Raw genomic sequence first — 22978 nt, forward strand, 5'->3', positions numbered from 1 at the left:
CACGGGGATCACGGCCGAAGCAGAGCTTCGGGAAATTGGTTCCCAAACAGAGTTTGGGAACGAGTCGTCGGCAGTCTTCACGAATTGTTGTTGCCCTATCACTCTCCCTGCTGTTCGCTGTATGTCAGAAATCCGTAAAGATCCAATTGTCGACCGCTGGGTGATCGTGGCGACGGAGCGGGCGGCTAAGCCTGTTGAGTTGGTCCAACAGGCGCGGACAGAAGCCCTGCAGACTTGTCCGTTTTGCGAAGGGCATGAAGACGAAACCACGCCAGAGATTCTGGCCTATCGCCAAACGCCCGCAGCCACCGATGGTGGCGGTTGGTACGTGCGGGTGATCCCCAACAAATACCCGGCTGTCACCGCTCAAGGAAACTCTGAAACGGCGGGTAGCGGGTTTTATCAGCAAGTGCGCGGCGTCGGTTCGCACGAGGTGGTCATTGAATGTCCACAGCACGACACCAACCTGGCTGAACTCTCGACGAAGCAAGTCGGCGATGTGCTGACCGTTTATCGCGACCGCTTACGCGGCCTGGCCAGCGACGAGCGGCTTGCCTATGCGCTGGTGTTTAAGAATTACGGCGCACTGGCCGGGGCCTCGATGGAGCACTGCCATTCGCAAATCCTGGCAACCCCCAACGTGCCGCTGCTCGTGGCGGAAGAATTGGCCGGCAGTCTCCAACACCACAGCCACAGCGGCGTCTGCCCTTATTGCGCGCTGCTGGCTGAAGAACTTGAAGTCGGCAGTCGTGTCGTCTTGGAAACCGCACAGTTTGTGGTGATCTGCCCGTTTGCGTCACGGTTTCCGTTTGAGATGTGGATTCTGCCACGCACGCACGCCAGCCACTTCGAGGAGCAGAACGAAACCGAGTTGACGGAGCTGGCGGCGAGTTTGAAGTCTGCGCTGCGCCGGTTGGGCGCTGTGTTGAACGATCCGGCCTATAACTATTACCTGCACACCGCCCCACTCCGCACGGCAGCCATGCCACACTTTCACTGGCATCTGGAAGTCTTCCCGCGTCTGGCGCAGTTGGCGGGATTCGAACATGGCAGCGGCATGTTCATCAATCCGATCCGCCCCGAACATGCGGCTGAGTTGTTGCGAGCAGCACTGGATTAAGCAAATCACCATTTCGGCCGATCCGGCTGGCAATTTAGGCAGCAACGGCAACTACGACGATATTTTTCGTTTCGTCACAGTTCTCCGGGACACCAGCATCATAATTTTGTGAATTCGCCTCTTCATCCATAGATCACCTAAAGCTTCGGTGTTGACGGGTGTCTCAAAATGGCAAGAATTCGGGTATCTGTCGATTCTGCCCGCGCGCGTCGTTTGATTCGTTGATCTTTGTGCGGAATATAGCGATGTCGCTTGTCGACAGGGTTCGGAACGCCGAGAATACTGCCCAGGTGCATAGTGCGAATTGTTCGTGAATCGACGGTTGGGCGTTCCCAACTCAAAATCGTACTTGTGCTGATGTCACCCGCGATAGTTTCGCGGAAGTCACTGTTTTCATTTGACGTTGCGTGAAATCGGAAATTCACTCATGAGTGGTCCACTTCGGCTCGTACTCGCCCTGCACAATCACCAGCCGATCGGCAATTTCGACGGTGTCTTCGAGGCGGCATTCAACGATAGTTATGCTCCCTTTCTTGAGGTCCTCCGCGACTATCCGGATCTGCCGATTGCGCTGCACACCTCCGGCAGTCTGCTGGAATGGTTGGTCGAAGCGCATCCTGAATACATCGACAACGTGCGGATGTTGGTCGAACGGGGACAAGTCGAGATCCTCGGCGGACCGTTTTACGAACCAATTCTCGCCTGCATCCCCCGCCGCGACCGCATCGGACAGATTCGCGCTTACACGCAATATCTGGAAAACCTGTTTGGACAAACGGTCCGCGGCATGTGGGTCCCCGAACGGGTCTGGGAACAATCCTTCACCGGCGACATTACCGAAGCGGGAATGGAATACACCCTGCTGGACGATTACCACTTCCGCGGCGCCGGCTTAGAAGCGGACCAGCTGCACAACTTTTATCTCAGTGAAGATGAAGGTCGGCTGCTGAAGATTTTCCCCGGCAGCGAACGTTTGCGATACACAATTCCCTTCAGTGAACCCCACGAGACAATTGACTACCTGCGTCAAGTCGCCGAGCGGCATCCGGGGAGTGCGATTGTCTTCGGCGACGATGGCGAAAAATTCGGCACCTGGCCCGGTACAAAAGACCATGTTTACGAAAATGGTTGGCTGCGACGGTTCTTCGATGCGTTGCGGGAAAATGCCGAATGGCTGAAAGTCTCGACGTTGGCCGAAGTGGTCGACGAAGTGCCGCCTGCGGGAAGCATCTATTTGCCCGATGCCAGTTATCGCGAAATGACCGAATGGGCGCTGCCCACAGAACGACAAATTGTGTTGTCGCGCATGACGCACGCCAAGGAATCGGATCCGGATTGGCCGCAACTGAAGCAGTTTCTCCGCGGCGGCTTTTGGCGCAACTTCCGTGTGAAGTATCCCGAGAGCAACGAGATGTACGCGCGGATGCTGTTAGTCAGTAACCGCCTGGACGAGTTGGCAGCCAGCCCCCAAGGAGAAGAGCGCCGCGATCTGCTGGCGCAGGCCCGCACATTTCTGTATCGCGCACAGTGCAATTGCAGCTATTGGCATGGGGCCTTTGGTGGATTGTATTTGCCGCACCTGCGCAACGCCGTCTATACCAACCTGATCGCCGCTGACAACGTGCTGGACAAAGTCGCCGGACGGACCGGTGCCTGGGTGACGATCGACGCCGATGACTACGATCTGAATGCCCGCAAGGAAATCCGCATCGCCGGGGATAAGCTCATTGGCTTTGTCGCACCGAACGATGGCGGTCACCTGTACGAACTGGACATCCGCAGCATCCGCCACAATCTGTTGGCCACGCTCGATCGCCGTCCCGAACCGTACCACGACAAAGTCCGCGCCGCCGGGGACCAACAGCATCAGCAGTCCGAAGTCGCCAGCATTCACGACATGGTCGCGTTCAAACAACCCGATCTGGACAAGAAAATCCAATACGATACGTGGACGCACAAAAGTCTGGTGGACCACTTCTTCCAACCCGGTCTGACCTGGGAACAGGCGCAAAACGGCGTTGGGGAAATGGGCGACTTCGTCTCCGGTGTCTATGAAACGATGTTGCGGCGTTCCCCCGAGCAAGTCCAAGCCCGCATGTGGCGTTTGGGACGCATGGGACAGTACGAGGTCAAAATCACCAAAACGATTTCGCTCGACGTGCACGACGCCGGACAGTTGGACGTGCTTTACGAACTCGAAAACTTGCCGGCTGATCTCCCGATTCATTTCGGCGTCGAATTCAATTTCGCCGGCATGGCGGGCGGTGCTCCGGATCGTTTCTATTACGATGCAGACGGTGCGCAATTGGGGCAACTCGATTCGGTCCAGGACCTCCACGATTGCGGCCGCATCGGCTTGGTCGACGAATGGCTGGGTATGGATGTCACGCTAGAGACCTCACAACCGAGCTCCCTGTGGGCCTTCCCGATCCAAACCATCAGCCAATCCGAATCCGGATTCGAAATGGTCCACCAAAGCTCAGCAGTCATTCCCCGCTGGGAAATCCTCAATCCCCCCGGTGGTTGCTGGAGCGTGAAGTTATCGATGAACGTCGACACCTCAGCAGCGCAAGCACGGATGTTGAAAGAAGCAGCACTGACCTCGTAGTCGTAGGTCAGGCAGCCACCTGACGCGGGTTACGTTTGATTTCTGAATATCCAGGATTCAATCAGAGAACGGAGCCTTAAAAAACATGTTGCGGAGTGAAGCGCGGATTCCGGTCTTCAACGTGTCACTGATGGTGGGGATTCTGCCCATTTCCATCGCCTTCCCTTACTGTCTTCCGGTCGACATTCGCGGATCGTGGGGATTGGCGTTTAGCGTCATGTTGCCCACAATGCTACTATTTTGTCTGACGTTGCGTGAATCGCATCGTCTGCAATCCGCTGTCGCTCATGGGGCGAGCGATGTGGAGGAGACCCGCGACGTCAAGTATTTCTATTTCTGGACGCTGCTCGCTTGGTTGCCGATTCCCATCTTCTCGCTGTTGATGATCATCACGGTAGCAACGGGTACCTATGACCCCGTCCGGGACGATAGTTTCCAACCAGAACGGATGCTGGGTTGGTGGATAGCAAACCTCGCCCAGATCGCGATCGCCGCGACGACCTGTCTCTTACTGCTCAATCAATTTTTGCGTGGTTCGCGCAACTTGAGCCAGCGAGTGCCGATTTACAATGTGATTTCCTGGGCCTTGCAGTTTCCTGCAATGTTGTTGTTCGCAATCTAGTCGGTGTCGGTCAGGCAACCGGTTGACACGGGTTACGTTTGATCGTCCAATAAATGAGGCGATTGAGCGATCCGACACGACGAATTACGTCGTCAGCCAACGCCTGATTTCACATGGAACAACCGCCATGTCGCCGCGAATCCATTGTCGCCTGATCGTTTATGGCCCACTGTTGATCGGCATGTTCGGGATTCCGCTGTGTATGGTTTCGTCCGAATCCGTGTGGTGCCTGATCGTGTTGGGCGGGATCGCCGCGGTCTATGTGCTATTCTTTCGCAGATTCGTGCCCGCCAGGTGCCCTCTTTGCGGTAGTCAGGCTTGGTGCCGCTTTGCTGTCAAAATCAAACTGCGAGGCGCAGCCCAGCCGTCATTTTTCCGCTACGACTGTACTGGTTGCGACTACTGCGGTTACCCAAGATGGATCAAGAGTTTTGCCGGCGGCATGGTGGGGGTGATCATGGGACTTTTTTTCTCGATCATGATACTCTTTTCGATTCCAATCGAAAGTGAAATCGAACTCACTATGTTTGGCTTCGTAATGATTACCCTCGGACCGATGTTGCTGGGATTGATTCTTGGTGGCAATGTTGGCGTGACGAATGACAATTGAAATCACTCAATAGCAGCCAGAGTGATCCAATCAATCTCCCCCAACCGCGCGACATCTTCCGCATTGTTGTGCCGCAATATCGCCAGCACCGGGACTTTTGTGAACCGGGCTAAATCGGCGGCGTTGGTTTCAATCGAACAGTCGTCGACTGTCGGCACTGCCTCGTTGAGTACGATACCGGCGACGGTCAAACCACGTTGCGCCGCTGCTTCGAGCGTGAGTAGCGTGTGGTTGATCGTCCCCAATCCGAGTCGTGCTACGACGATCAGTGGGTATCCCAAGTCTTGGGAGATATCGGCGACCGTCTCTTGTTCAGCGATGGGCGACAACAGCCCCCCTGCCCCTTCGATCAGCAGAAAATCGCACTGCGTCCTCCACCAGTCCACTCCGCTGCGAAGCAATGGAGCGTCGACCGTCCGATTTTCCGCTCTGGCGGCCGACGGGGGTGCTAAGGGGGCGTTGAATCGCTGCGGGCAAATCCGCTCGCGAGGAAACTGTTTACCCGTAGCGGCATGCAGCTCTTCAATGTCAGCCCAAACAGACTGCCCCGCCGCATTCTGCCCTGCTCCACTGACAGCCGGTTTGTACGCGCCCACCACATGGCCACCCGCGACCAACCGGCGGGCGATGTGGCACGTCACATAGGTCTTCCCGATGTCGGTGTCGGTACCGGTGATGAACAGGCCTGGAGGGGGCATAGAATTATTTCAAGATAAGAATTAGTCGACACGCTGCCACGAGGGTGCCACTGGCTTTGCCAGTGTTTCACAAGTATCACACACGCTTGAACTTGCACTGGCAGAGCCAGTGGCACCCTCGATCTCACATTTGACGATGCATTAGTTTATCCCCAACGTCGGCGGATCGCCATTCGGGCGTTAAAAGATGAAACGGTTCCGGGAACAATGCAAAATCCCGTCTATCAGCACGTTGGCGGTCGCGCTATAATCCGCCGCGCGCCGGGACTTGACGGCGACAGTTCAGCTATATATTGCTCCTAGGGTTTGCGTGATGATCAAAATTCTCTGCCGCGGATGTTTGCTGTGTTTGACATGCGCGGCCATGGGGTGCATCTCTTCTGAGACACAGACGCCCGACCTGTTTCGCGGGCAATTGCCGCGGGAGCATGCGGCGACGCAGCGGCAGGGATTTGAGATGTACGATCCGCTTCCCAGTGATGCAGGCCCGTTCACTGATACCCGTCCCCGAGCTTATAACCAGCAACGTTCGATGTCGCGGCGCGCTAAGGACAACTATTATCCGCCCGGTGGCTACTTGCCCAGTAACGGAGCTGTCCCGCAATCGTCGCGGCCGAATGATTTTTCCGGAACGGTGGATACCAACTAAGGGCCGTCTTCGTTTGGCCGTTAACGAATGACGTCGCAATCAGGGCGAGCCGCCGCAAAATCCTCCGCACCAGCCGATGTGACGCGCGTCCCTTGCACGTGCAACAACTTCAGCTTGGGAAGATCCAACAGCGGAGCTAAGCCCCAATCGCTGACTTCCCGGCAAAAATTGAGATAACAATCTTCTAATTTGCTGAATTCGGCGATATTCGTCAGGCCTACGTCGGTGACCTCAGTCGTACTGACATCCAACCGCCGCAGCTTTGGCAATTGTTTGAGAGCGTCCATTCCCGAGTCGGTGACCTGCGTGCGACCGAGATTCAGTTCTTCCAGATTCTGGAGCGGAATCAATTCTGCAATTCCAGCGTCGGTAATTTCGGCGCCGTGGATACTCAATTGCTTGAGGCAGGTCAGGTGGCTGAGATGCCGCAACGTCTCATTGGTCAATGGCGTCCACTTAAAATCGATCGCCACAATATCGTCGCCTTCACAAGCGTAGCTCACGCGTGTGGGTGCGAAATGATTGGGACGAACGTCCCATAGAGAATCCAGAGCTTTCGCAAGATGGCCGTCGTGCGCGTCGAGCGCCTCTAGAAACACATCCTCAGATCGGAGCAACGTCTTCATGTTTCCCTCCCAATCCTGCATAAGCAATAACGGCGAATAAGTGATTGCGATTATACCTGTTTGAAACGTAAATCGCAAAAATATTGCTAGAGTGGAGGGACTCGGAAACGACGTATACGACCTATTCCGCCTAAACCAAAGTAGATCGTCGAGCGAATATGCAAAGCCTCACGCCGCGTGGAGAGAAACAAACGCACATAAACCATGCGATGCCAGTGCTTTACGCGCCAGAAAAATTGATCCGTACTAAGGCATCGCTGGATTCAAATAATCGCGACCGCTTCGAATTCAATTTCCAGGCCGGGAATCGCCAATTCGGTTGTGCCGACCGCTGTTGAGGCGGGGTACGGTTTGACAAGATAGTCCTGACGGACCTTGCGGTAGATTGGCAGGTCGCGGAGTAGGTGCACGAAGAACGAACGGATGATGACCACGTTTTCGAATCCGGCGCCCGCCTCTTTGAGAATCAAACCGATCCGGTCAAAGGTCTGCCGCATCTGAGTTTCCATATCAGCATCCAAGTCCTTCGGCCCCTGCCCCGAGACGAAGACCAACCGTTGGCCTGTGGCGAGGATGCCGGGTGTGTATCCCACGTCGGCTGAAGGCGCGCCGTCGGGGTAGAGTCCCGTCCGCTTGGCGGTTACGTCAGCTGCGGCTGCGGATTGCGGTGACAAGGCGGCCAACGACCCGCCGGTCAGGCCCAAGACGGCTCCGCTCAAAAAGTCGCGACGAGGATTCTCAGATGGTTGTTGCTGCTGCACGGTCAATCTCCGCTGTGAATGGATGGGGGTGGTCTGATTATTTCTCGTCGAGCTGAATCCATGAGCATTGGGTAATGAACTGATTCAGCGAGGCATAGGAAATATGGGCGTTGGTGGCATACCGCGGCGTATTGTTTGCCGGGAAGGTGGCCAAGGTCGCATCGCCCACTAAAAAGACGTTGAAGTCGCGTGAGAGGTTTTCGTAACCAGCGGTTGTCGAACAAAAACACATGTCCGTAGCATAACCGGTCAAAATCACATGCTGTACGCCCTGGGCTTTGAGAAAGTCCCGCAGCCCGGGATAACCATCATTGTCGTAGTAGACCACGTCGTCCAGATCCACATCGACGGCGCTGCAGATGGGGATCGGGAGATCCCAGAAGCCCTCGTGGTTGTATTTCGCCGCCGCATCGATCCCGGGGAACTGCTGAAAATAGTCCTTAAAGACATGGTCGCTGGAAATGGCGATTTCCGCGGGCAACGGTTGGCCGCTGTAGTCGAAGTCCTTGAGAATTTTCCGTAAGGCGACCATGCCGGCGGCGTGTTCTTGAGCGGTCGGGCGATGTCGGATGCTGCGGTACACCGGCGTGTGCGCCGGGTGCTCACCGCCGCGCATACTATAGAGCACTAAATTCACGCGGTCGCGCAACCGTTTTAGCAACGGATTGACGACCTCTGCGGTATGGCGGCCGGCGAGTTCGTTTTTCTCCACGGTACAAAAGTCAGCCACGCCAGCCGGCTCAGGCGTCTTCCAACCCTGTCCATCGTCGATTCCCCAAGGATGGACCATGATCACAGCGGTCCGTTCGGCACGAATTCGATTCGGGACTTCCACAATGCCACGGGCGTTGTAGGAAAATCGCCAGGCTCGCACTGACAAGTCCGCGCCGGGTTCATCGATCAAGATGGGTGCCTCGAACCGTCGGGACTCGATGACCGGTTCGACGTATTCAGGATAGTCGGCCAACAGTGGCTGCGGATCTTCCAACGGCGTGAGTTGATTACGGTAGGTTCGCGTCTCAACCGGTTGGGTTTCTGACGCGTTGGCTTTGACGACAGTGGCGGGTGGATCGGCGGAGAGGCCGACTTGTCGTCCGGCGCAAAAAGCGGCGACAAGCAACAAGCCGCCCACGATGGATGCTTTGTGAAAACCAGTCAGGGGAGTTCGCATTATTTTTGCTCCTGCAGCTGAGTCGGCGTCTGTTCTGAGGCCGGTGTTTGCGATGTGATTTCGATTTCCACAACGTCCTGATCGGGCTGCACTGTGACCGTCGGATAAACCATTGGCAGCGGATCGGCATATTTCATTCCAGCATAATGGGTTTTGGTCTCCACGAAACCCCGCTCGTCAAAGTTGCTGATCGTCCCCGTTGATATTGTCACCGTCGTTCCGTCTGGCCAGATGAATGTATTCCCTTCGCGCACCGGTTTTCCAGCCAGCCACCACGTGAGCGGTTTGGTCGTTTGACGGCGGATACTCAAACGACCGGGCCGGTGCAGTTCGATATTCTGCTCGCCGATCCCCGCAGCTTTTGGTCCCACGCAGCGGATTTTTGCCTGTCGCCCGTCGTCAGCCACCAGCATTTCTTCGATTGGTTCCGCGGGTTTATTAATGTCGTTGGTCTGAAGCATATCGACCAACACCGGCCGCCCCCCGGCATGCACGATGAGGCCCCCTTTTTTAAATCCCACGACGATATCTCCGGCGGTGTAGGAATCACGCAGGTAAGCCTCGTTGACCTCCGGTTCAGGGAACTCGAAGGAGAGCGGTAGGTTCTCTTCAACAACAGCCGTGATGTTTGGGTCGTACCACAGGTAGACGTATCCGCCGAAACTGAACAGCAATTCTTCTTTTTTGGTCGGAGTGATATATCGCGAACGTTGTAGCCCGCCAAGTGATTCATCCCAGCCCGCCAAGTACTGATAGATCGGCCGTTGTTGCTCGCGGGCCAGAAAGACCAACACGGGGGACCAATAGTCGAGCTGCCCATACGATGGCCCAAACAGCACGTTGCGATTCGATTCGTTGTACGGTGCGGTTTGCTTTCGTGGTTGCTTCCCGGCGATGGCTGCCAGCGCCATGCGGCCGGGAGTGGAATCGGGAAATTCACGAAACAGGTCCCGCCCGGTGACGCGCCGCAGCGCGTCCATGAAGAAGATGCGATAGTGCAGTGTGGAGGCCCAGAAATTCGAGGTCTGGTCGCTGGTGCCGCTGGGCGTGAGTGCGTGCGGCAATAAGTAATCAACATGCTTTTGAATCATTTGCTCGAGCCACGCGTCGGCTGCGGGGACTTCGCCCAACAGTGCCAAGGCGACAATTCCTTGCGGAGCGGCATCGACGCTGCCGTGATGTTTGTTGTACCCCGCACCGGCAGCGACCGGGTCTCGGAAAAACTCGAAATAGGCGCCGCACACGGCGGTCAAGCAGTCGCGGACCTCTTGTCGTTCCGCAGCAGTCAATCGGTCGTAGAGCAGGTCGTAGCCAACGGCGAGACTTTTCATCACCCGCAGCACGGCGTAGGCTTTGCTGGCATCGGGTTTGTTGTCGGCTTCATGTTTCCAAACCCGGCTACCAGCCAGTAACCACGCCTTGGCCGATTCGAAATAGGGATCATCGTCCGGATCGGACAACACCGACGCAAAGGCTAAATGCTCGATGATCGCCATGTCATGCATGGCGGCATAGAAGCGGTCGTACAGGTTTTCGTATTGGGGATCGTCGGCCAGCGTGGGAATCCACTCTGTGCGGGGAGGTTGTTGCCGACACCAATCAGCGGAGCGAGTCAGGTTGTCCCAGATTTTCGCGTGCATCCCCGCTTCGCGCAGCTTGCGCAATCGCGGTAGGTCGGCCGCGGTGAAATACAGCCGTGGGTGCTGCTTCAGTTTTGGTTCAACGGCTCGCGACCAAGACGTTATCGTCAAGCAGATTGTGATTGCGAGCAGGACAACCAGGGAGTTTCGCATGAGGATGCGGCCCCTTAAAACATAGTTGGCGGGCGATAAACGGCGGAAGCTTTGACTGGGTTCGATCGTATCGCAAGGCTCGATGCCCTACCAGTTCTCCGACACCAAGCGTGGAATCACTGTTTTCCGTCAATCGCCCGCTGGAGCAGATTGTGTGTGATCTGTTGGACGCGGGGATCGGGACCGTGGGGGCGACTAAAATGCGACCAGGGGAGCGTGTGTCCCGGCGGCGAGCTGAGGCCTTGCGCCCAAAAAATGGTGGCGGCGTTGAATACGAAATTGTCTTTGGGACCGGGATAAATCGTGGCTGTCCACTGTTGTGGATTCTCGCCGCCTTGAAAAGCGGTTCCTGCGGCGACGATTTCCAAGCCGGGAATTTTGGCCGGCGCGCCGTGGTATTCCCATCCAATCAATCCTGGAATGCGGTCGCCCGCTTTGACGTTGGTTCCGGCAAAGATCCAATGCTCGGGTTTGGTAATCGTCCAGTCTCCCCCGCCATTCACTGGTTCGACATTGCGGGCCCCCATCAACAGGCCCTCGTCCGGACCGTGTTCGGGAAACGGGCCGTGTAGTCGCTCGCGCAGGAGTGCGTAATCGTTCTTCGCCCCGTAGGGGCCGCCGCGAAAAATAATGCGATTCTCCCGCCCATCGCTGCTGGCCCGAAATGGTGTGACCCAACAGATGGAATTGCCCGAAAGGAACAACAGATTCACGCCGGCGTCGCGCATCTTCTCGACACTGCGAAACTGCCGAATGTCCCAGTATTCATCGTGCCCGACGCTGATAAAGGACTTGCATTTTAAGCCATGTTCGGGGGTGAGCATGTTGCTGTTACAACAATAAGTCACATCGTAGCCATGCTTTTCGAGCCAGTAAGCGAGTGGAAACTCCAAAGGCAGAAATTCGCCCGATCCGAATGTCAGCGGATCATTCACCACGCCGTTGTATTGCGCTTCGCGGCCGTAGGGACGATCGAAACTGACGTCGGCCCACGGGCCTTGGACGCCTTTGGGATGCGTATAGATCGAATAATTGCTCGGCCATTGGTTGTAGGCTTGCCAGGTGTTGTCGGAACATTGAAACAGGACGTCCGCCGGGCGATCGTCGCGAACGACGAAGACAATGTAACTTTGCCAATACGGCCGGTCCGCTTCGGAAGGGAGTGTGGTCAAGCGGCCCAGATAGACGCCGCTCAACCAATCGTCGGGAATCGTCAGTTGCGTGGTCGCCTCCCAGCGGCATTCATGCAGGTATTTTTCTCCGGGTGCAGGGACGGGCTGCGTCTGACCCTCAAACGGGCCGAGCGTGGTCATTAACCTAGCACCACGTCCGCCATAATAGCCCATTCGGAAGACTTCGATTTTGAAAGGCTGCGGAGGATCGCTGGAGACCATGATGTCGATCGACTCGCCCGCTGTGACGCTTTGTCGCGAGCAGTACCCCTCGATCCAGGGCGTACGATGGCCCTTATTGTCGGGGCGGACGCGGGTCAATTGCCAGTCGGTCGCGCCGGGGAGTTTGTTTTCTTCGACGATTAACGAGCCGCGCTTTGCAGCCTTTGGTGTCTCCTGAGCTTCGGCGGGCAGCGTTGAGAACAAACCTCCGAATAGGCACGAAATGCTCAGCATGGAAGAGATCAGTTGACGCATGGAAGTTTGCTCCAGGGTGTTTCCGTTAGTTTTGCATAAGATCGTGGGCCGTCTGGTTGCCGAACTGTGCTCGCCGTTATTTTTTGGGCAGCCCGACTAGAAACTCCAACAAGTCGGCCATTTGTTGCGGCGAGATTTTTTTCTCCAAACCTTCGGGCATTAGCGACACGCCGGAGCTGGTGATCTCGTCGATATTTTGTCGCAGGATGGTTTCCTGTTGCCCCTCGGCGCGGCGGAGGGTGATGCTGGTGGCGGTTTCGTTGACGATGATGCCCGTAGTGGTCCGTCCATCATCGGTGACGACGATGTAATCCAAAAAGTTCGGTGAGACCTCGCGATTGGGGTCGAGCACGTGCACCAAGATCTCTCCTGCCGTGCGGTTTTTGATCGTTGCCAAATTCATTCCCACATCATGCCCTTGGTTTCCCAGGCGATGACAGGTGGTGCACTGGCTGCGAAAAACCGCCTCGCCCCGTTTGCTGTCCGCCGGCAAGCTGAGAGCGGTTTGGTAGGCGGCAATCACTTCGTGCCGTGGACTGGGTTTGTCCTTGGCGAATAACTTTTCGGCGCGGGCCTTGATCTCCGCATTGCGATTTCTCAGCAGCAAGCCACGGCGAATCGGCGGGATCTGCGCCAGCGGTATGTGGCCTTGCTCCAAAGCGTCCAACAACGGGCCAATGCGTTCTGTGCGGGAGGAAAGCGCACCGACGACTTCGTTGCGGACCGACGGAGTCAGCTGCTTAAAACGTTCCAGCAGAATGCCGGTGATTTGCGGATCGACAAAACCGGACAACGTCTGCACCGCCGCCATCTGCAGCGACAACGGTTGCCGCGGGTCGATCAACTGCTCGAGCACCGGTTTGACTTGCTCGAACTCGCCATAACCCAACAGCCGTACGGCCTGAATGCGTTGCTCGACCGTCGCATCATCGAGGACCGCAATTTTTTCCGCGTCGTCGAACAGTCGCGCAATCATTTCGCTGGCTGGTTCGTTTTTATCTTTCCTGTAGTCTCCCAATCCAGCACGCGACCGTTTCAGGCCACTGCCCAGTGACGCGACCGTGTTGAGAGAAACGGAATCGGCAGCCGAACCAGTTTCCTGCGACAATGCGGCCAGTAGACGGCGGACCTCTTCGGGACGATTGCGGGCGCCGATAATCTCAGCGAGTTGCCCAATCAACGGCGCGCCGTTGCCGGCAGCGAAATCAGGATCGGCCAGCAGGTCGACCAGTACGGTAATTTCCTGGCCGGACAGTGACGACAGCACCGCTGCACGCGTCCATGGGTCTTCGACATCGCGTCTCGCGATACGCTCTAAGGCGGCGGTGATGCGGGGATCGGTTTCCGCTTCTCCCAATGACAGCGCCGTCTGGAAGCGGACGCGGGCGTCATCATCGTCGGCAACTGCCAAGACCTGCGTGAGTAGTTTCGTCGAGCTTTTCAATCGATTCTCTGCCAGCAGCACCGCTTGCTCGCGTACGCGGGGTGAATCATCAGTTAATCCCTGTGAGATGTCGTCATCGGTCAGCGCCTCTAATCCATTTAGTGACCACAGTGCGTGCAAGCGGACGAGTGGTTTTTCACTTTCTTTGAGCATGTTGCGGAGCGGGTCGATGGCGGCCTTGTCCTGGCGTTCAAATATCAGCCGATGCGCCGTTTCCCGCCACCAGGAATTGGGATTCTCCAATTCCGCCACCAATTGCGTCGTCGTCGCAGTCCCCAGTTGCGGTCGCCGAGTGACATCGTGGCCCGGCGGGTATTTTGGGGGAGCGAGGCGATAAATCCGGCCGCGATCGCGTCCGCTCTCTAGGTCGAGATGGGCTTTGATGTCGTCGGGAATCGACCAGGGATGCTCGATCGTTTCCCGATACATGTCGAGCACATGCAATGTGCCATCGGGGGCGTTGACGAAATTCACCGGCCGGAACCAGTTGTCGGTCGATGCTAAAAACTCGACGTCTTGATTGGCGCGCTGGGCAACAAACGTTGGCCCCGCAGCAGAGAGTCGGTAATGCATGACCAGATTGCCGGCGACTTCGGCGATGAAGGCGTTTCCATAATATTCCTCGGGATAGGCGGCTCCCCGGTAGATGGTGATGCCGCTGGAGGAGGTCACAAACCCGGTGGCGACGCTTTCGCTGCGAGGGCTTTTGCGGTTGGTGTCGGCGGCGAGACGCCCGGCATTGATCACCCGCCACGGTTCAGGCGGGCTGATGCGAAACACCTCGATGGCATCGCCGGCAATCGCCGCATCATTGACCGCTTGTTGGACGGCGAGAAACGGATTGCGTGCCAGATAACGCCGCTGCAACACAATGTGCTGCGCGGGATTGCGAATGTTGCAGATAAAACGGTTGCCGAAATCATCAAAGCTGTTGCCAAACCGCGCTCCGCCCGAGATCACCTCGAAGGCGTCGTTGACCGGATCGAGCCGAAAGTCGTTGCGACGCAGTGGTACCGGTTGGGCCGTCGGTTCGTCCCCCGGTCGAATATTGCCTCCATTGCTCGAACCGGCGGCGTAGATTTTGTGATCTAGCCCCCAGGCAAGATTGTTCATGACCGCTTGCACGTTGAATTTGCGAAAGCCGGTGAATACCTTACGACGAACATCGGCCTTGCCGTCGCCGTCGGTGTCCTTCAAGTACCATACGTCCGGCGTCGCGGTGACGAACACGCCCCCTTTCCAAAATGCAATTCCGGTCGGCCAGGAGAGGTCTTCGGCAAAAATCACACTCTTGTCGAACCGGCCGTCACCGTCGGTATCTTCCAGGGTCCGCACGCGGCCGATCGGCAATGACGTTTGTTCTTGCCAAGCAACGTCTTTGTCGGTGCCGGTATACGGGTAGTCGCTCATCTCGACGACGTAGGCCTTACCGTTTTCGTCGTATTGCATGGCAACCGGATCGGTGACGAGCGGTTCGGACGCTAGCAGTTCGAGGCGAAACCCGTTCAGCAAGCGAAAGGTTTTCAGCGCCTTATTCGGCGGCGTGGGTTGAATCCGTGGTAATACCTCGGCCAGTGCCGGCGGTTCATCGGCGTTTAGTAATAATCTGCTTCCGCACAATGACACGGCGGCCAACAGCAGGCCGCAGGTGATCAGTTTCGAACGGCTACGTGTCATCAGCAGTTTTCTCCAATCAAACGTGGGGAACGTCAGTCTCTCGTCACGGTTTTGCGAGCCGCCATGCGTTATTCTGTTTTCGCCAGCAACCTGTGCGGATTGTCCTCGCAGATCGCCTTGAGTTGAAACCAACCCAGCTCTGATTCTTTGAGTTTGAGCAGGGCTGCGTCGAAATTGAAAAAGGGGAAATGCGAGCCAAACAACACGCGACGCAACGGAACTTTTTTGAGCAGTTTTTCGATCCCGCCCGCACCTTCCAGCATGGCGATCTCGAAATAAACATTTTCTGCCGCCGCAAGTTGGTCGATTTTTGCGAGCGGTAAACTGCGAAAGGTATTGAGCATGACCAAACGCAATTTCGGCAGTTTCTCAAAGAGCCCTGCCAGCGGGGCGGGATCGACGTGCGGAACTTGCAGCAAGGGATGTTGCGTCCGTTCGTCTTCCATGCTCAGCGCCAACTGCACGATTAATTCTCGTTCCGTAGCAAGTTTCAACAACTGCGCGAACCGCGGGTCATCGAGTTTGTAACCGTGATAGTTGGGATGCAAACGGATCCCCGGCATCTGATAATCCTCAGCACAGCGTCGCAGATCCTCTTGCCAATCGGGCAGCGTGGGATTGACCGAACCGAACGGCAATAACAGTCCGTCGCCGTGGGCCTGGCACTCATCCACGAGTCGTTGATTCACACCGGCGATATCGTGATGTAGCAATCCGTCGAAACTGCCGGCCCAGGCTTGTGTCACTCCTTGGCGTCGCAGCTTAGCAACAAGCTGCCGCGTCTCATCGCCCGGCAACCGGCGAAACGGCCAGCGCGACAGGTTCACATTCGTATCGACCAGGGCATTCTTCAATTCGCACGCCCCTTGGTTTTCAGAATGGGGGTCAGCAGTCGCTTAAGATTGCCGCTGAGAATCAATTGCCGCTGCGCGTCGGTGAGGTCCGCGCTATAGACTTTTCCGAGTTGTGAAGCAAAACTCCGACCGCCGGCGTCGCTGCCATAAATCACACGCTCCGCTCCCAATTCACGGACCGCCATCTCAACCAGTCCCGCTGTGGGATCACTGCCGGCCGTGCCGAGCGAAACATTGGGAAAAGGTCGTACCGCCCGAATCCCCTGCTCCCAATTGCCCCCCGCGTGTCCGCAGATGAACTGCGCTTCGGGATGCCGCGCCGCCAGCGTCGTCAAATCGTCCGGCGTCGATTCGCCCGGGAGATTTCCTGTGGTTTTGATCCAAGTATGCTGAAACACGACGGCGTTCAGCTCAGAGGCCAATTCAATGATCGCATCCAGGGACGCGTCATCGCACTTCCGCGCCACCCACAATTTGATGCCCACCATCGGACCATTCTCGATGCAGCGCCGCATCTCGCTGAGGCTCATCTCGACATGGTTGGGGCTGACATAGGCATAGGCCAACGCTCGTTCCTCGGAGCCCTTGATGGCTGCCAGCACCTGATCGTTTTGCCGGCGTAGTTCTTCGGCAGTGGGATCGGTCTGAAACGGCCAGCCCATATAGACGACCACCCGTGCAATGCCCAGACGGTCGGCGAATTTCAGCAGATTGGCCATCCGCTCCGGCGGCGTCTTCCCCTCAACCCCGGACAGATGACAATGATTGTCCCAGATCACCGGCGACTCAGAAGTTTCGTCGCCGCGGACACGTTCACCCAACGAAGTGCCCAACGCTGCTAGCGCCCCTAATGCCAAGCATTCCCGCCGCGTTACGCCACGGTGCATATCGTTGGGGTGGGGTTGTGACATGGGCATCGTACAACAATCGTGCTTTTCATCGTGACCGGAACATTATCTCAAACAGGCCCGTCAGCTGCCCAACTATCGATTCCAATGGGGTGCCACTGGCGGCTCGTCCGCCAGTGGCGGGTCAGGCTGAGTTTTCTCTGTCCAGGGACGTCGGTTCACGTGCGCACTGGCGGGCAAGCCGCCTGTGGCACCCGACCTGCGGATGTTCCTTGGGGTTCTCTACGGGCTGTTACAGCGCCAAATGCGCCATCGCTTCTTCGGGCGACATGATGTAGCTGATGTAAAACGGGCCGAATTCGGCGTACTTGGCTGAGGCTTCATCGAACCGCATGGTGTAGACGATCTCTTTGATGAATTCCGGTGTGCGGCCCCACAGAGTGACGCCCCATTCGAAGTCGTCCAATCCGGTCGAAGCGGTAATGAGTTGTGTCACCTTGCCGGCGAACATCATTCCGCTGCGGCCATGCTCGGTCATCATCTCCATGCGGCGGCTGTAGGGGAGTGTGTACCAATTGGCCTGCGGGTCGCGGATTTTGTTCATCGGATAGAACGACATCACCGGCCAGGGCGGAATCTCCGGAAACAGCCGTTGCTTGCGCATGGCGACTTCGCGTTGCTCATAGGCTTTGAGCTTTGCCCCATACTCGGGACTGTCCGCCGCTGTTCCTTCGGCAACCAGTCGCTGGCCGTACTGTTCGAGCGTGGGAACGTATTCTGAAACTTCCGTGATGGAAACAAACGAATACGCTGCTTCCAGGGCCGTGCCGAACGTCGAACTGCGGATTTGGTGTTGGATGGAATCGATCACCAACGGGTCGGGATCGAGGATCATCAGGCCCAGGTCCGCCTTGTGTCCGGAGACAATCGACGTGACCAACCGTTTCGGCGCCCCCTCACGGTCGGGATTAAGGATTTCCGCCAATTCGCGGCGGCCTTCGGCGCGTTCTTCTTCGTCAAAGTCCGCCAACACGTTTTGATCGACGATGTAATACAAATGCAGGCAGTGCCAGCCATCGCTCATCAGGATGGTTGGTTCGGGTTGCGGAGCTGAACCAGGACGGGAAGGACGATTCACGGTGGTCTCAATCTATAGAAAAAGGAACGTTGGTTTTGCAAAGGTTATACGTGAGCCCGTTTTCATGTGCGACGGTCTCCCAATCTCGCACCGACGGCAAAGCGTTTATTTTAGGTCGCTCACCGCAGGTCGGCAACCAAGCCGGCGGCGAACTGTTACACGCGGCCGATATCCGTCATACTAACAAGCAGCATTTCACATGAAAAACCTGAGCCAATCCTACCGCCCAATTGAATTGAACATAAATCGAGGAAGCAGCCATGCGACGCACATTTGTCTTAGCTTTGACCGCAGCGATTTTGGGAATAACCGCAGCTTGCGGCGCGGCTGAGGAAACGCCGAAGTTGCAAAAATCATTGCACATGGTGCCAATGCGCGACGGAACCCGCCTGTCGACCGTCGTCTACCAACCCGCCGACCAAAAAGGCCCGCTGCCGGTCATCTTCATCCGCGGCCCCTACGGAAAACTGCCGCAACAAGCCGCTGCGGGAATGTGCGCACGCGGGTATGTCGTCGTGTCGCAAGACGTGCGGGGCCGCTTTGATTCCGAAGGAAATGATGCCATCGTGTTTCACAACGGCGGTTGGAGTGAACGACGGGATGGGCATGATTCGATCAACTGGATCACCGAACAGGAATGGAGCGACGACAATATCGCCTCCTGGGGCGGTTCGGCTTTGGGAATCACGCAAAACATGCAGGCGGTCGATGCCCCGCCAGCTCTCAAAGCACAATGGGTCATGGTGGCTTTCTCCGACATGTATTCACAAGGTTCCTACCAAGGCGGCGCGCTCCGCCAATCGCTAATGAAAACCTGGTTGAAGAAACACAAGTTCGACCCGCGATCATTGGAGACATTCTTAGCACACCCCAAGTACGACGAATTTTGGGAGGAAGTCAATCCTGAAGCGCGCGCCGCGGACGTACATGCCCCGGGGATTTATTTCGGCGGCTGGTATGACATTTTTCTGCAAGGGACGCTGAACTCGTTTGAAACGATTCACAATCATGGCGGCGACGGCGCTCGCGGCAACTGCCGCTTGATCGTAGGTCCCTACGCACATGGGGGTTTCACGGAATTGACCTACCCGGAAAACTCCGCCATTCCCAATGCTCCTCAGGCGGGCGATGCGTTGCGGTATTTTGATCACTTTATCAAGGGAATCGACAACGGCGTCGAGAACGATCAGCCGGTGCACTACTACGTGATGGGCGATCCCGAAGACAATACCGCCCCGGGGAATTTCTGGCGTTCCGCCGACAATTGGCCGCCGCCTTCGCAACTGACGCCGTTTTACTTCCACCAGAACCATCAACTCTCGCAAGCTCCCCCGACGACCGATGGCAGTTTGGAGTACCAATACGATCCGGAGAACCCCGTCCCGACTGTCGGCGGTCAAAACTTGTTCCTGGATCGGGGCCCCAAAGACCAGCGAAAAATCGAAAGCCGCGACGACGTGTTGCTGTTCACCACCGACACGCTCACCGAACCGGTAGAAGTCAGCGGCCGAATTCGGGCGACCCTCTTTGTTTCCTCCGACTGTCCCGACACCGATTTCACAGTGAAATTGTCGGATGTTTATCCCGATGGACGCTCGATGCTGGTGACCGACGGCATCCTGCGAGCGCGGCATCGCATCGGTTTTGATCGTGAGGATTTTCTCAAACCGGGCGAAGTCTATGAATTGACCGTTGATCTGTGGAGCACATCGCTGATCTTCAATCGCGGCCACAAAATCCGCATCGCGGTCTCTTCATCAAACAATCCCCGCTTCGACACCAACCCCAACACCGGCAGCCCAATCCGCGCCGATGACAAAACCCGCGTCGCCACGAACAAGCTGTATCTCTCACCCACACACCCCTCTCACGTGACCCTGCCGATCTTCACCGCCCCCGCAACGACCGGGAAATAGATTCGACCTCGGATAAATTCTCAGAATCTGGAATAGCATCTCGGAAAATCTACTTGCTCATAAACTGGCTGACCTCATGACCGCACCGTTATTACACATGACCGGCATCTCCAAACGGTTTGGAGCGACGCAGGCGCTCAGTGATGTGACCATTGATGTCCGTGCGGGTCGGGTGACGGCGTTGATCGGCGAGAATGGCGCCGGCAAAAGTACATTGATGAAGGTGCTCAGCGGCGCACATCGGACGGACTCCGGAACGATGACCTTGGCCGGTAAGCCGTATGCTCCTCAGGGACCGCACGATGCGCGACTGGCGGGGGTGAGCATGATCTATCAGGAACTCAACCTGGCCCCCGAATTGAGCATTGAAGACAACATCATGCTCGGCCAAGAGCGGAAGCGGCGCGGCCTGCTCGATCGTCCCGCACAACGACGCATGGTGCGTGAAGCCTTGGAGTTGTTGGGACATGCGGATTTGCGGCCTGATATTCCGGTCCGCAATCTTTCGATCGCCATGCAACAACTTGTCGAAATCGCGCGGGCCTTGGTCATCGACGCCAAGGTGATTGTCTTCGACGAACCAACCAGTTCGCTCACGCGGCACGACGTGGAACACCTGTTCGGGGTGATTCGCAAGCTCAAAGCTTCGGGGATCGGTGTTGTCTATATCAGCCATTTTCTTGAAGAGATTCGCGAGGTCTGCGACGACTATGCGGTCTTGCGTGATGGCCGTTCGGTGGGTCATGGTAACCTGTCCGGCACAACGGATGACGATATTGTTTCGCTGATGGTGGGACGCAGCGTCGAAGAACTGTTCCCCTCCGTGCCGCACGAACCGGGTGAGGTCATTTTGTCACTCGACAATTTGAGCGGAAAGGTAAGTCCCCAGGAGGTATCGCTGCAGTTACGGCGGGGGGAGATTCTGGGAATCGCGGGACTGGTCGGAGCGGGGCGGACGGAGTTGTTGCGGTGTTTGTTTGGACTGGATGCGGTCACCAGCGGCAAGGTAACTATTGGCGGTGTCTCGCCCCCACACTCCCCGGCAGCGCGGATCCGCGCGGGACTGGGACTCGTTTCCGAGGACCGCAAAGCAGAGGGGTTGGCACAAAGCCGCTCGATCGCAGACAACGCAACCTACAGCCAGTTGCAGCCCTACAGCCGCTTTGGCTGGTTGAATCTATCTCGCCGCCGCGAAGCGATGCAACACTGGATGACTAGGTTGAACATCAAAGCCCGCTCGCAGGATCAAGCGGTGCAGGATCTGTCGGGCGGCAACCAACAAAAAGTCGCCATCGCCCGCGTGCTTCACCAAAACGCCGATGTATTGCTACTGGACGAACCAACCCGCGGCATCGATGTCGGCACCAAAGCGGAGATCTACCGCCTGATGGGCGAAGCCGCCGCAGCGGGCAAGGCGGTGATTTTCGTCAGTTCCTACCTCACCGAATTATTAGCCGTGTGCGACCGCGTCGGCGTGATGTCTCGCGGCCGGTTACGGGAGATCCGTAACGTTGCCGATTGGACCGAAGAAGACGTGATGAGCCAAGCAGTCAGCGGGTAGTATTCTCTTAGATTATGCATAGAACCAGTTACAAAACCCGGTTGCGTTTGTTCTCGAAACGTTCAGATCAGTGTCAGTGAGACGCGTCAGAGGGTTTTGAAACGACTTGTAGTAGAACGCGGGCATTGGAAAGGTTTTCCATGATCGTTGGACTCGACCACCTGCAGTTGGCAATGCCCGTTGATGGAGAGAAAGCGGCACGACATTATTATGGCGAATTGCTGTCGCTGAAGGAAATCGACAAACCGCAGCCACTCAGGTCACGCGGTGGGGTATGGTTTCAAATTCCTGATGGGCGGCAATTGCATTTGGGAGTCGAGCGGGATTTTCGGCCGTCAAAAAAAGCGCATCCCTGTTTTGTTGTCGGCGGTGATTTGAAAGATCTTGCCCAGCGACTTGAGGAGGCGTGCTACGACGTCCAATTCGACGATCTCAATCCCCCCGCACGTCGTTTCTATACGCACGACGTGTTCGGGAATCGATTGGAATTCACCGATCGGATGAGCGCGGAATAAGCTAAAGCGCTGCGTTACGCCGTGACCAACAATTCCAAAAACGGCGCCGCATCCGCGAAATCTTTCACCAACAAATCGGGTTTTGCCTCGCGCAATGCCTCCATATCGTGCGTGCCGGTGGCGACGGCAATGGCTTGAGCGCCGATCGCACGCGCGCAGCGGATGTCGAGCGGCGTATCGCCGATAACGAAAATCCGGTCCGCTTCGATGCCGTTGTCGAAACGAGCGTGGACTTCGGCCAAGGCTAGGCGGGCTACATCATCACGATCAGTATGGTCGCTGCCGAAACCGCCGAAGGTGAAATGGTCATTGAGCCCGTAGTGCCCTAATTTGTGCTGCGCTGCCGGGTGGGAATTGCCGGTCAACAGGCCCAACGTCACGTCGTCCCGAGCGGCAAGCGTGGCCAGCAATTCCGGAATGCCGGGCAGGACACGCCCCTGACATTCGGCCAACGAAATCGGCAGATGTTCCAAATAAGCGGCGAGATAGACTTCCCAATTTTTATCGCTCCGCTCGACGTCGTGCAGTTCGAACAGTTCTTCGACAATCGCCCGATCCGTGCGGCCGGTCGTGACGACTTCGGTCGCCGAGGCATCACAATTGTGCACGCTCAGCATCGTCGTCCGCAAGGCAGCAAGGCCTGCACCGGCCGTATGGATCAACGTGCCATCGATATCGAACAAACAAACGTACATCCCTCTCCTCACTCGAAATAAGA

The 22978-nt window shown here is 56.7% G+C and carries 19 protein-coding genes; 8 read left to right on the forward strand and 11 right to left on the reverse strand.

Features of this window, described 5'->3' with window-relative positions; genetic code table 11:
- Positions 1 to 121 precede the first annotated feature (121 nt).
- The 4 genes from Mal52_RS18905 (at position 122) to Mal52_RS18920 (ending at position 4960) form a co-directional block, all read left to right on the forward strand.
- Complete coding sequence (locus Mal52_RS18905) at positions 122 to 1120, forward strand: galactose-1-phosphate uridylyltransferase (protein WP_145377956.1); 999 nt, start codon at positions 122 to 124, stop codon at positions 1118 to 1120.
- Positions 1121 to 1547: 427 nt separating this feature from the next.
- The gene (locus tag Mal52_RS18910; protein ID WP_145377958.1) at positions 1548 to 3728 is read left to right on the forward strand and encodes an alpha-amylase/4-alpha-glucanotransferase domain-containing protein; all 2181 of its coding nucleotides are present in this window, start codon (positions 1548 to 1550) and stop codon (positions 3726 to 3728) included.
- 85 nt (positions 3729 to 3813) lie between these two features.
- Complete coding sequence (locus Mal52_RS18915) at positions 3814 to 4350, forward strand: hypothetical protein (RefSeq protein ID WP_145377959.1); 537 nt, start codon at positions 3814 to 3816, stop codon at positions 4348 to 4350.
- Between the two features lie 202 nt (positions 4351 to 4552).
- Complete coding sequence (locus Mal52_RS18920; RefSeq protein ID WP_145377961.1) at positions 4553 to 4960, forward strand: hypothetical protein; 408 nt, start codon at positions 4553 to 4555, stop codon at positions 4958 to 4960.
- A 2-nt stretch (positions 4961 to 4962) separates the two neighbouring features.
- On the opposite strand, the gene bioD is transcribed toward Mal52_RS18920, so the two are convergent.
- Complete coding sequence (gene bioD, locus Mal52_RS18925) at positions 4963 to 5658, reverse strand: dethiobiotin synthase (RefSeq protein ID WP_145377962.1); 696 nt, start codon at positions 5656 to 5658, stop codon at positions 4963 to 4965.
- A 313-nt stretch (positions 5659 to 5971) separates the two neighbouring features.
- Between bioD and Mal52_RS18930 the strand changes: the two genes are divergently transcribed.
- The gene (locus Mal52_RS18930; RefSeq protein WP_145377964.1) at positions 5972 to 6307 is read left to right on the forward strand and encodes a hypothetical protein; all 336 of its coding nucleotides are present in this window, start codon (positions 5972 to 5974) and stop codon (positions 6305 to 6307) included.
- Positions 6308 to 6327: 20 nt separating this feature from the next.
- On the opposite strand, the gene Mal52_RS18935 is transcribed toward Mal52_RS18930, so the two are convergent.
- The 9 genes from Mal52_RS18935 to hemQ all read right to left on the reverse strand — a co-directional run bounded on the left by Mal52_RS18935 (position 6328) and on the right by hemQ (position 18268).
- A complete protein-coding gene (locus Mal52_RS18935) occupies positions 6328 to 6933 on the reverse strand; it encodes a leucine-rich repeat domain-containing protein (RefSeq protein WP_197534323.1) in 606 nt (201 codons plus the stop codon).
- A 263-nt stretch (positions 6934 to 7196) separates the two neighbouring features.
- Positions 7197 to 7694 (reverse strand): Rid family hydrolase, encoded by a 498-nt coding sequence (locus Mal52_RS18940; protein WP_197533306.1) that lies wholly within the window; start codon positions 7692 to 7694, stop codon positions 7197 to 7199.
- A gap of 37 nt (positions 7695 to 7731) precedes the next feature.
- Entirely contained in the window at positions 7732 to 8865 is a 1134-nt protein-coding gene (locus Mal52_RS18945; RefSeq protein WP_145377969.1) for an isochorismatase family protein, read from the reverse strand.
- Positions 8865 to 10658 (reverse strand): DUF4962 domain-containing protein, encoded by a 1794-nt coding sequence (locus Mal52_RS18950; protein ID WP_145377971.1) that lies wholly within the window; start codon positions 10656 to 10658, stop codon positions 8865 to 8867. Before Mal52_RS18950 ends, Mal52_RS18945 begins: the two co-directional genes overlap by 1 nt.
- Before the next feature lie 116 nt (positions 10659 to 10774).
- A complete protein-coding gene (locus Mal52_RS18955; RefSeq protein ID WP_231962390.1) occupies positions 10775 to 12307 on the reverse strand; it encodes a N,N-dimethylformamidase beta subunit family domain-containing protein in 1533 nt (510 codons plus the stop codon).
- Between the two features lie 76 nt (positions 12308 to 12383).
- Positions 12384 to 15428, reverse strand: a complete 3045-nt coding sequence (locus Mal52_RS18960; protein ID WP_145377973.1) for a PVC-type heme-binding CxxCH protein — start codon at positions 15426 to 15428, stop codon at positions 12384 to 12386.
- Between the two features lie 68 nt (positions 15429 to 15496).
- Positions 15497 to 16282 (reverse strand): amidohydrolase family protein, encoded by a 786-nt coding sequence (locus Mal52_RS18965; RefSeq protein WP_145377974.1) that lies wholly within the window; start codon positions 16280 to 16282, stop codon positions 15497 to 15499.
- Positions 16279 to 17199, reverse strand: coding sequence for an amidohydrolase family protein (locus Mal52_RS18970; protein ID WP_231962391.1), 921 nt, complete (start codon positions 17197 to 17199; stop codon positions 16279 to 16281). Before Mal52_RS18970 ends, Mal52_RS18965 begins: the two co-directional genes overlap by 4 nt.
- Before the next feature lie 223 nt (positions 17200 to 17422).
- A complete protein-coding gene (gene hemQ, locus Mal52_RS18975; RefSeq protein WP_197534324.1) occupies positions 17423 to 18268 on the reverse strand; it encodes a hydrogen peroxide-dependent heme synthase in 846 nt (281 codons plus the stop codon).
- 260 nt (positions 18269 to 18528) lie between these two features.
- On the opposite strand from hemQ, the gene Mal52_RS18980 reads away from it, so the two are divergent.
- The 3 genes from Mal52_RS18980 to Mal52_RS18990 all read left to right on the forward strand — a co-directional run bounded on the left by Mal52_RS18980 (position 18529) and on the right by Mal52_RS18990 (position 22260).
- Entirely contained in the window at positions 18529 to 20184 is a 1656-nt protein-coding gene (locus Mal52_RS18980) for a CocE/NonD family hydrolase (protein ID WP_145377976.1), read from the forward strand.
- Positions 20185 to 20260: 76 nt separating this feature from the next.
- Positions 20261 to 21745, forward strand: a complete 1485-nt coding sequence (locus Mal52_RS18985) for a sugar ABC transporter ATP-binding protein (protein WP_145377978.1) — start codon at positions 20261 to 20263, stop codon at positions 21743 to 21745.
- Between the two features lie 140 nt (positions 21746 to 21885).
- Positions 21886 to 22260: a VOC family protein gene (locus Mal52_RS18990; RefSeq protein WP_145377979.1), complete on the forward strand. Its 375-nt coding sequence runs from the start codon at positions 21886 to 21888 to the stop codon at positions 22258 to 22260.
- Between the two features lie 14 nt (positions 22261 to 22274).
- Here the strand turns inward: Mal52_RS18990 and Mal52_RS18995 are convergent, their stop codons facing one another.
- Positions 22275 to 22955, reverse strand: coding sequence for an HAD family hydrolase (locus tag Mal52_RS18995; RefSeq protein WP_145377981.1), 681 nt, complete (start codon positions 22953 to 22955; stop codon positions 22275 to 22277).
- Positions 22956 to 22978: the final 23 nt, after the last annotated feature.

Origin of the sequence: Symmachiella dynata, assembly GCF_007747995.1 — a bacterium.
Taxonomy (GTDB): Bacteria; Planctomycetota; Planctomycetia; order Planctomycetales; family Planctomycetaceae; genus Symmachiella; species Symmachiella dynata.

Coding starts and splice junctions, on each gene's coding strand:
- Mal52_RS18905 (WP_145377956.1), top strand. CDS start 122: ATGTCAGAAATCCGTAAAGATCCAATTGTCGACCGCTGGGTGATCGTG.
- Mal52_RS18910 (WP_145377958.1), top strand. CDS start 1,548: ATGAGTGGTCCACTTCGGCTCGTACTCGCCCTGCACAATCACCAGCCG.
- Mal52_RS18915 (WP_145377959.1), top strand. CDS start 3,814: ATGTTGCGGAGTGAAGCGCGGATTCCGGTCTTCAACGTGTCACTGATG.
- Mal52_RS18920 (WP_145377961.1), top strand. CDS start 4,553: ATGGTTTCGTCCGAATCCGTGTGGTGCCTGATCGTGTTGGGCGGGATC.
- bioD (WP_145377962.1), bottom strand. CDS start 5,658: ATGCCCCCTCCAGGCCTGTTCATCACCGGTACCGACACCGACATCGGG.
- Mal52_RS18930 (WP_145377964.1), top strand. CDS start 5,972: ATGATCAAAATTCTCTGCCGCGGATGTTTGCTGTGTTTGACATGCGCG.
- Mal52_RS18935 (WP_197534323.1), bottom strand. CDS start 6,933: ATGAAGACGTTGCTCCGATCTGAGGATGTGTTTCTAGAGGCGCTCGAC.
- Mal52_RS18945 (WP_145377969.1), bottom strand. CDS start 8,865: ATGCGAACTCCCCTGACTGGTTTTCACAAAGCATCCATCGTGGGCGGC.
- Mal52_RS18950 (WP_145377971.1), bottom strand. CDS start 10,658: ATGCGAAACTCCCTGGTTGTCCTGCTCGCAATCACAATCTGCTTGACG.
- Mal52_RS18955 (WP_231962390.1), bottom strand. CDS start 12,307: ATGCGTCAACTGATCTCTTCCATGCTGAGCATTTCGTGCCTATTCGGA.
- Mal52_RS18960 (WP_145377973.1), bottom strand. CDS start 15,428: ATGACACGTAGCCGTTCGAAACTGATCACCTGCGGCCTGCTGTTGGCC.
- Mal52_RS18970 (WP_231962391.1), bottom strand. CDS start 17,199: ATGCCCATGTCACAACCCCACCCCAACGATATGCACCGTGGCGTAACG.
- Mal52_RS18980 (WP_145377976.1), top strand. CDS start 18,529: ATGCGACGCACATTTGTCTTAGCTTTGACCGCAGCGATTTTGGGAATA.
- Mal52_RS18985 (WP_145377978.1), top strand. CDS start 20,261: ATGACCGCACCGTTATTACACATGACCGGCATCTCCAAACGGTTTGGA.
- Mal52_RS18990 (WP_145377979.1), top strand. CDS start 21,886: ATGATCGTTGGACTCGACCACCTGCAGTTGGCAATGCCCGTTGATGGA.
- Mal52_RS18995 (WP_145377981.1), bottom strand. CDS start 22,955: ATGTACGTTTGTTTGTTCGATATCGATGGCACGTTGATCCATACGGCC.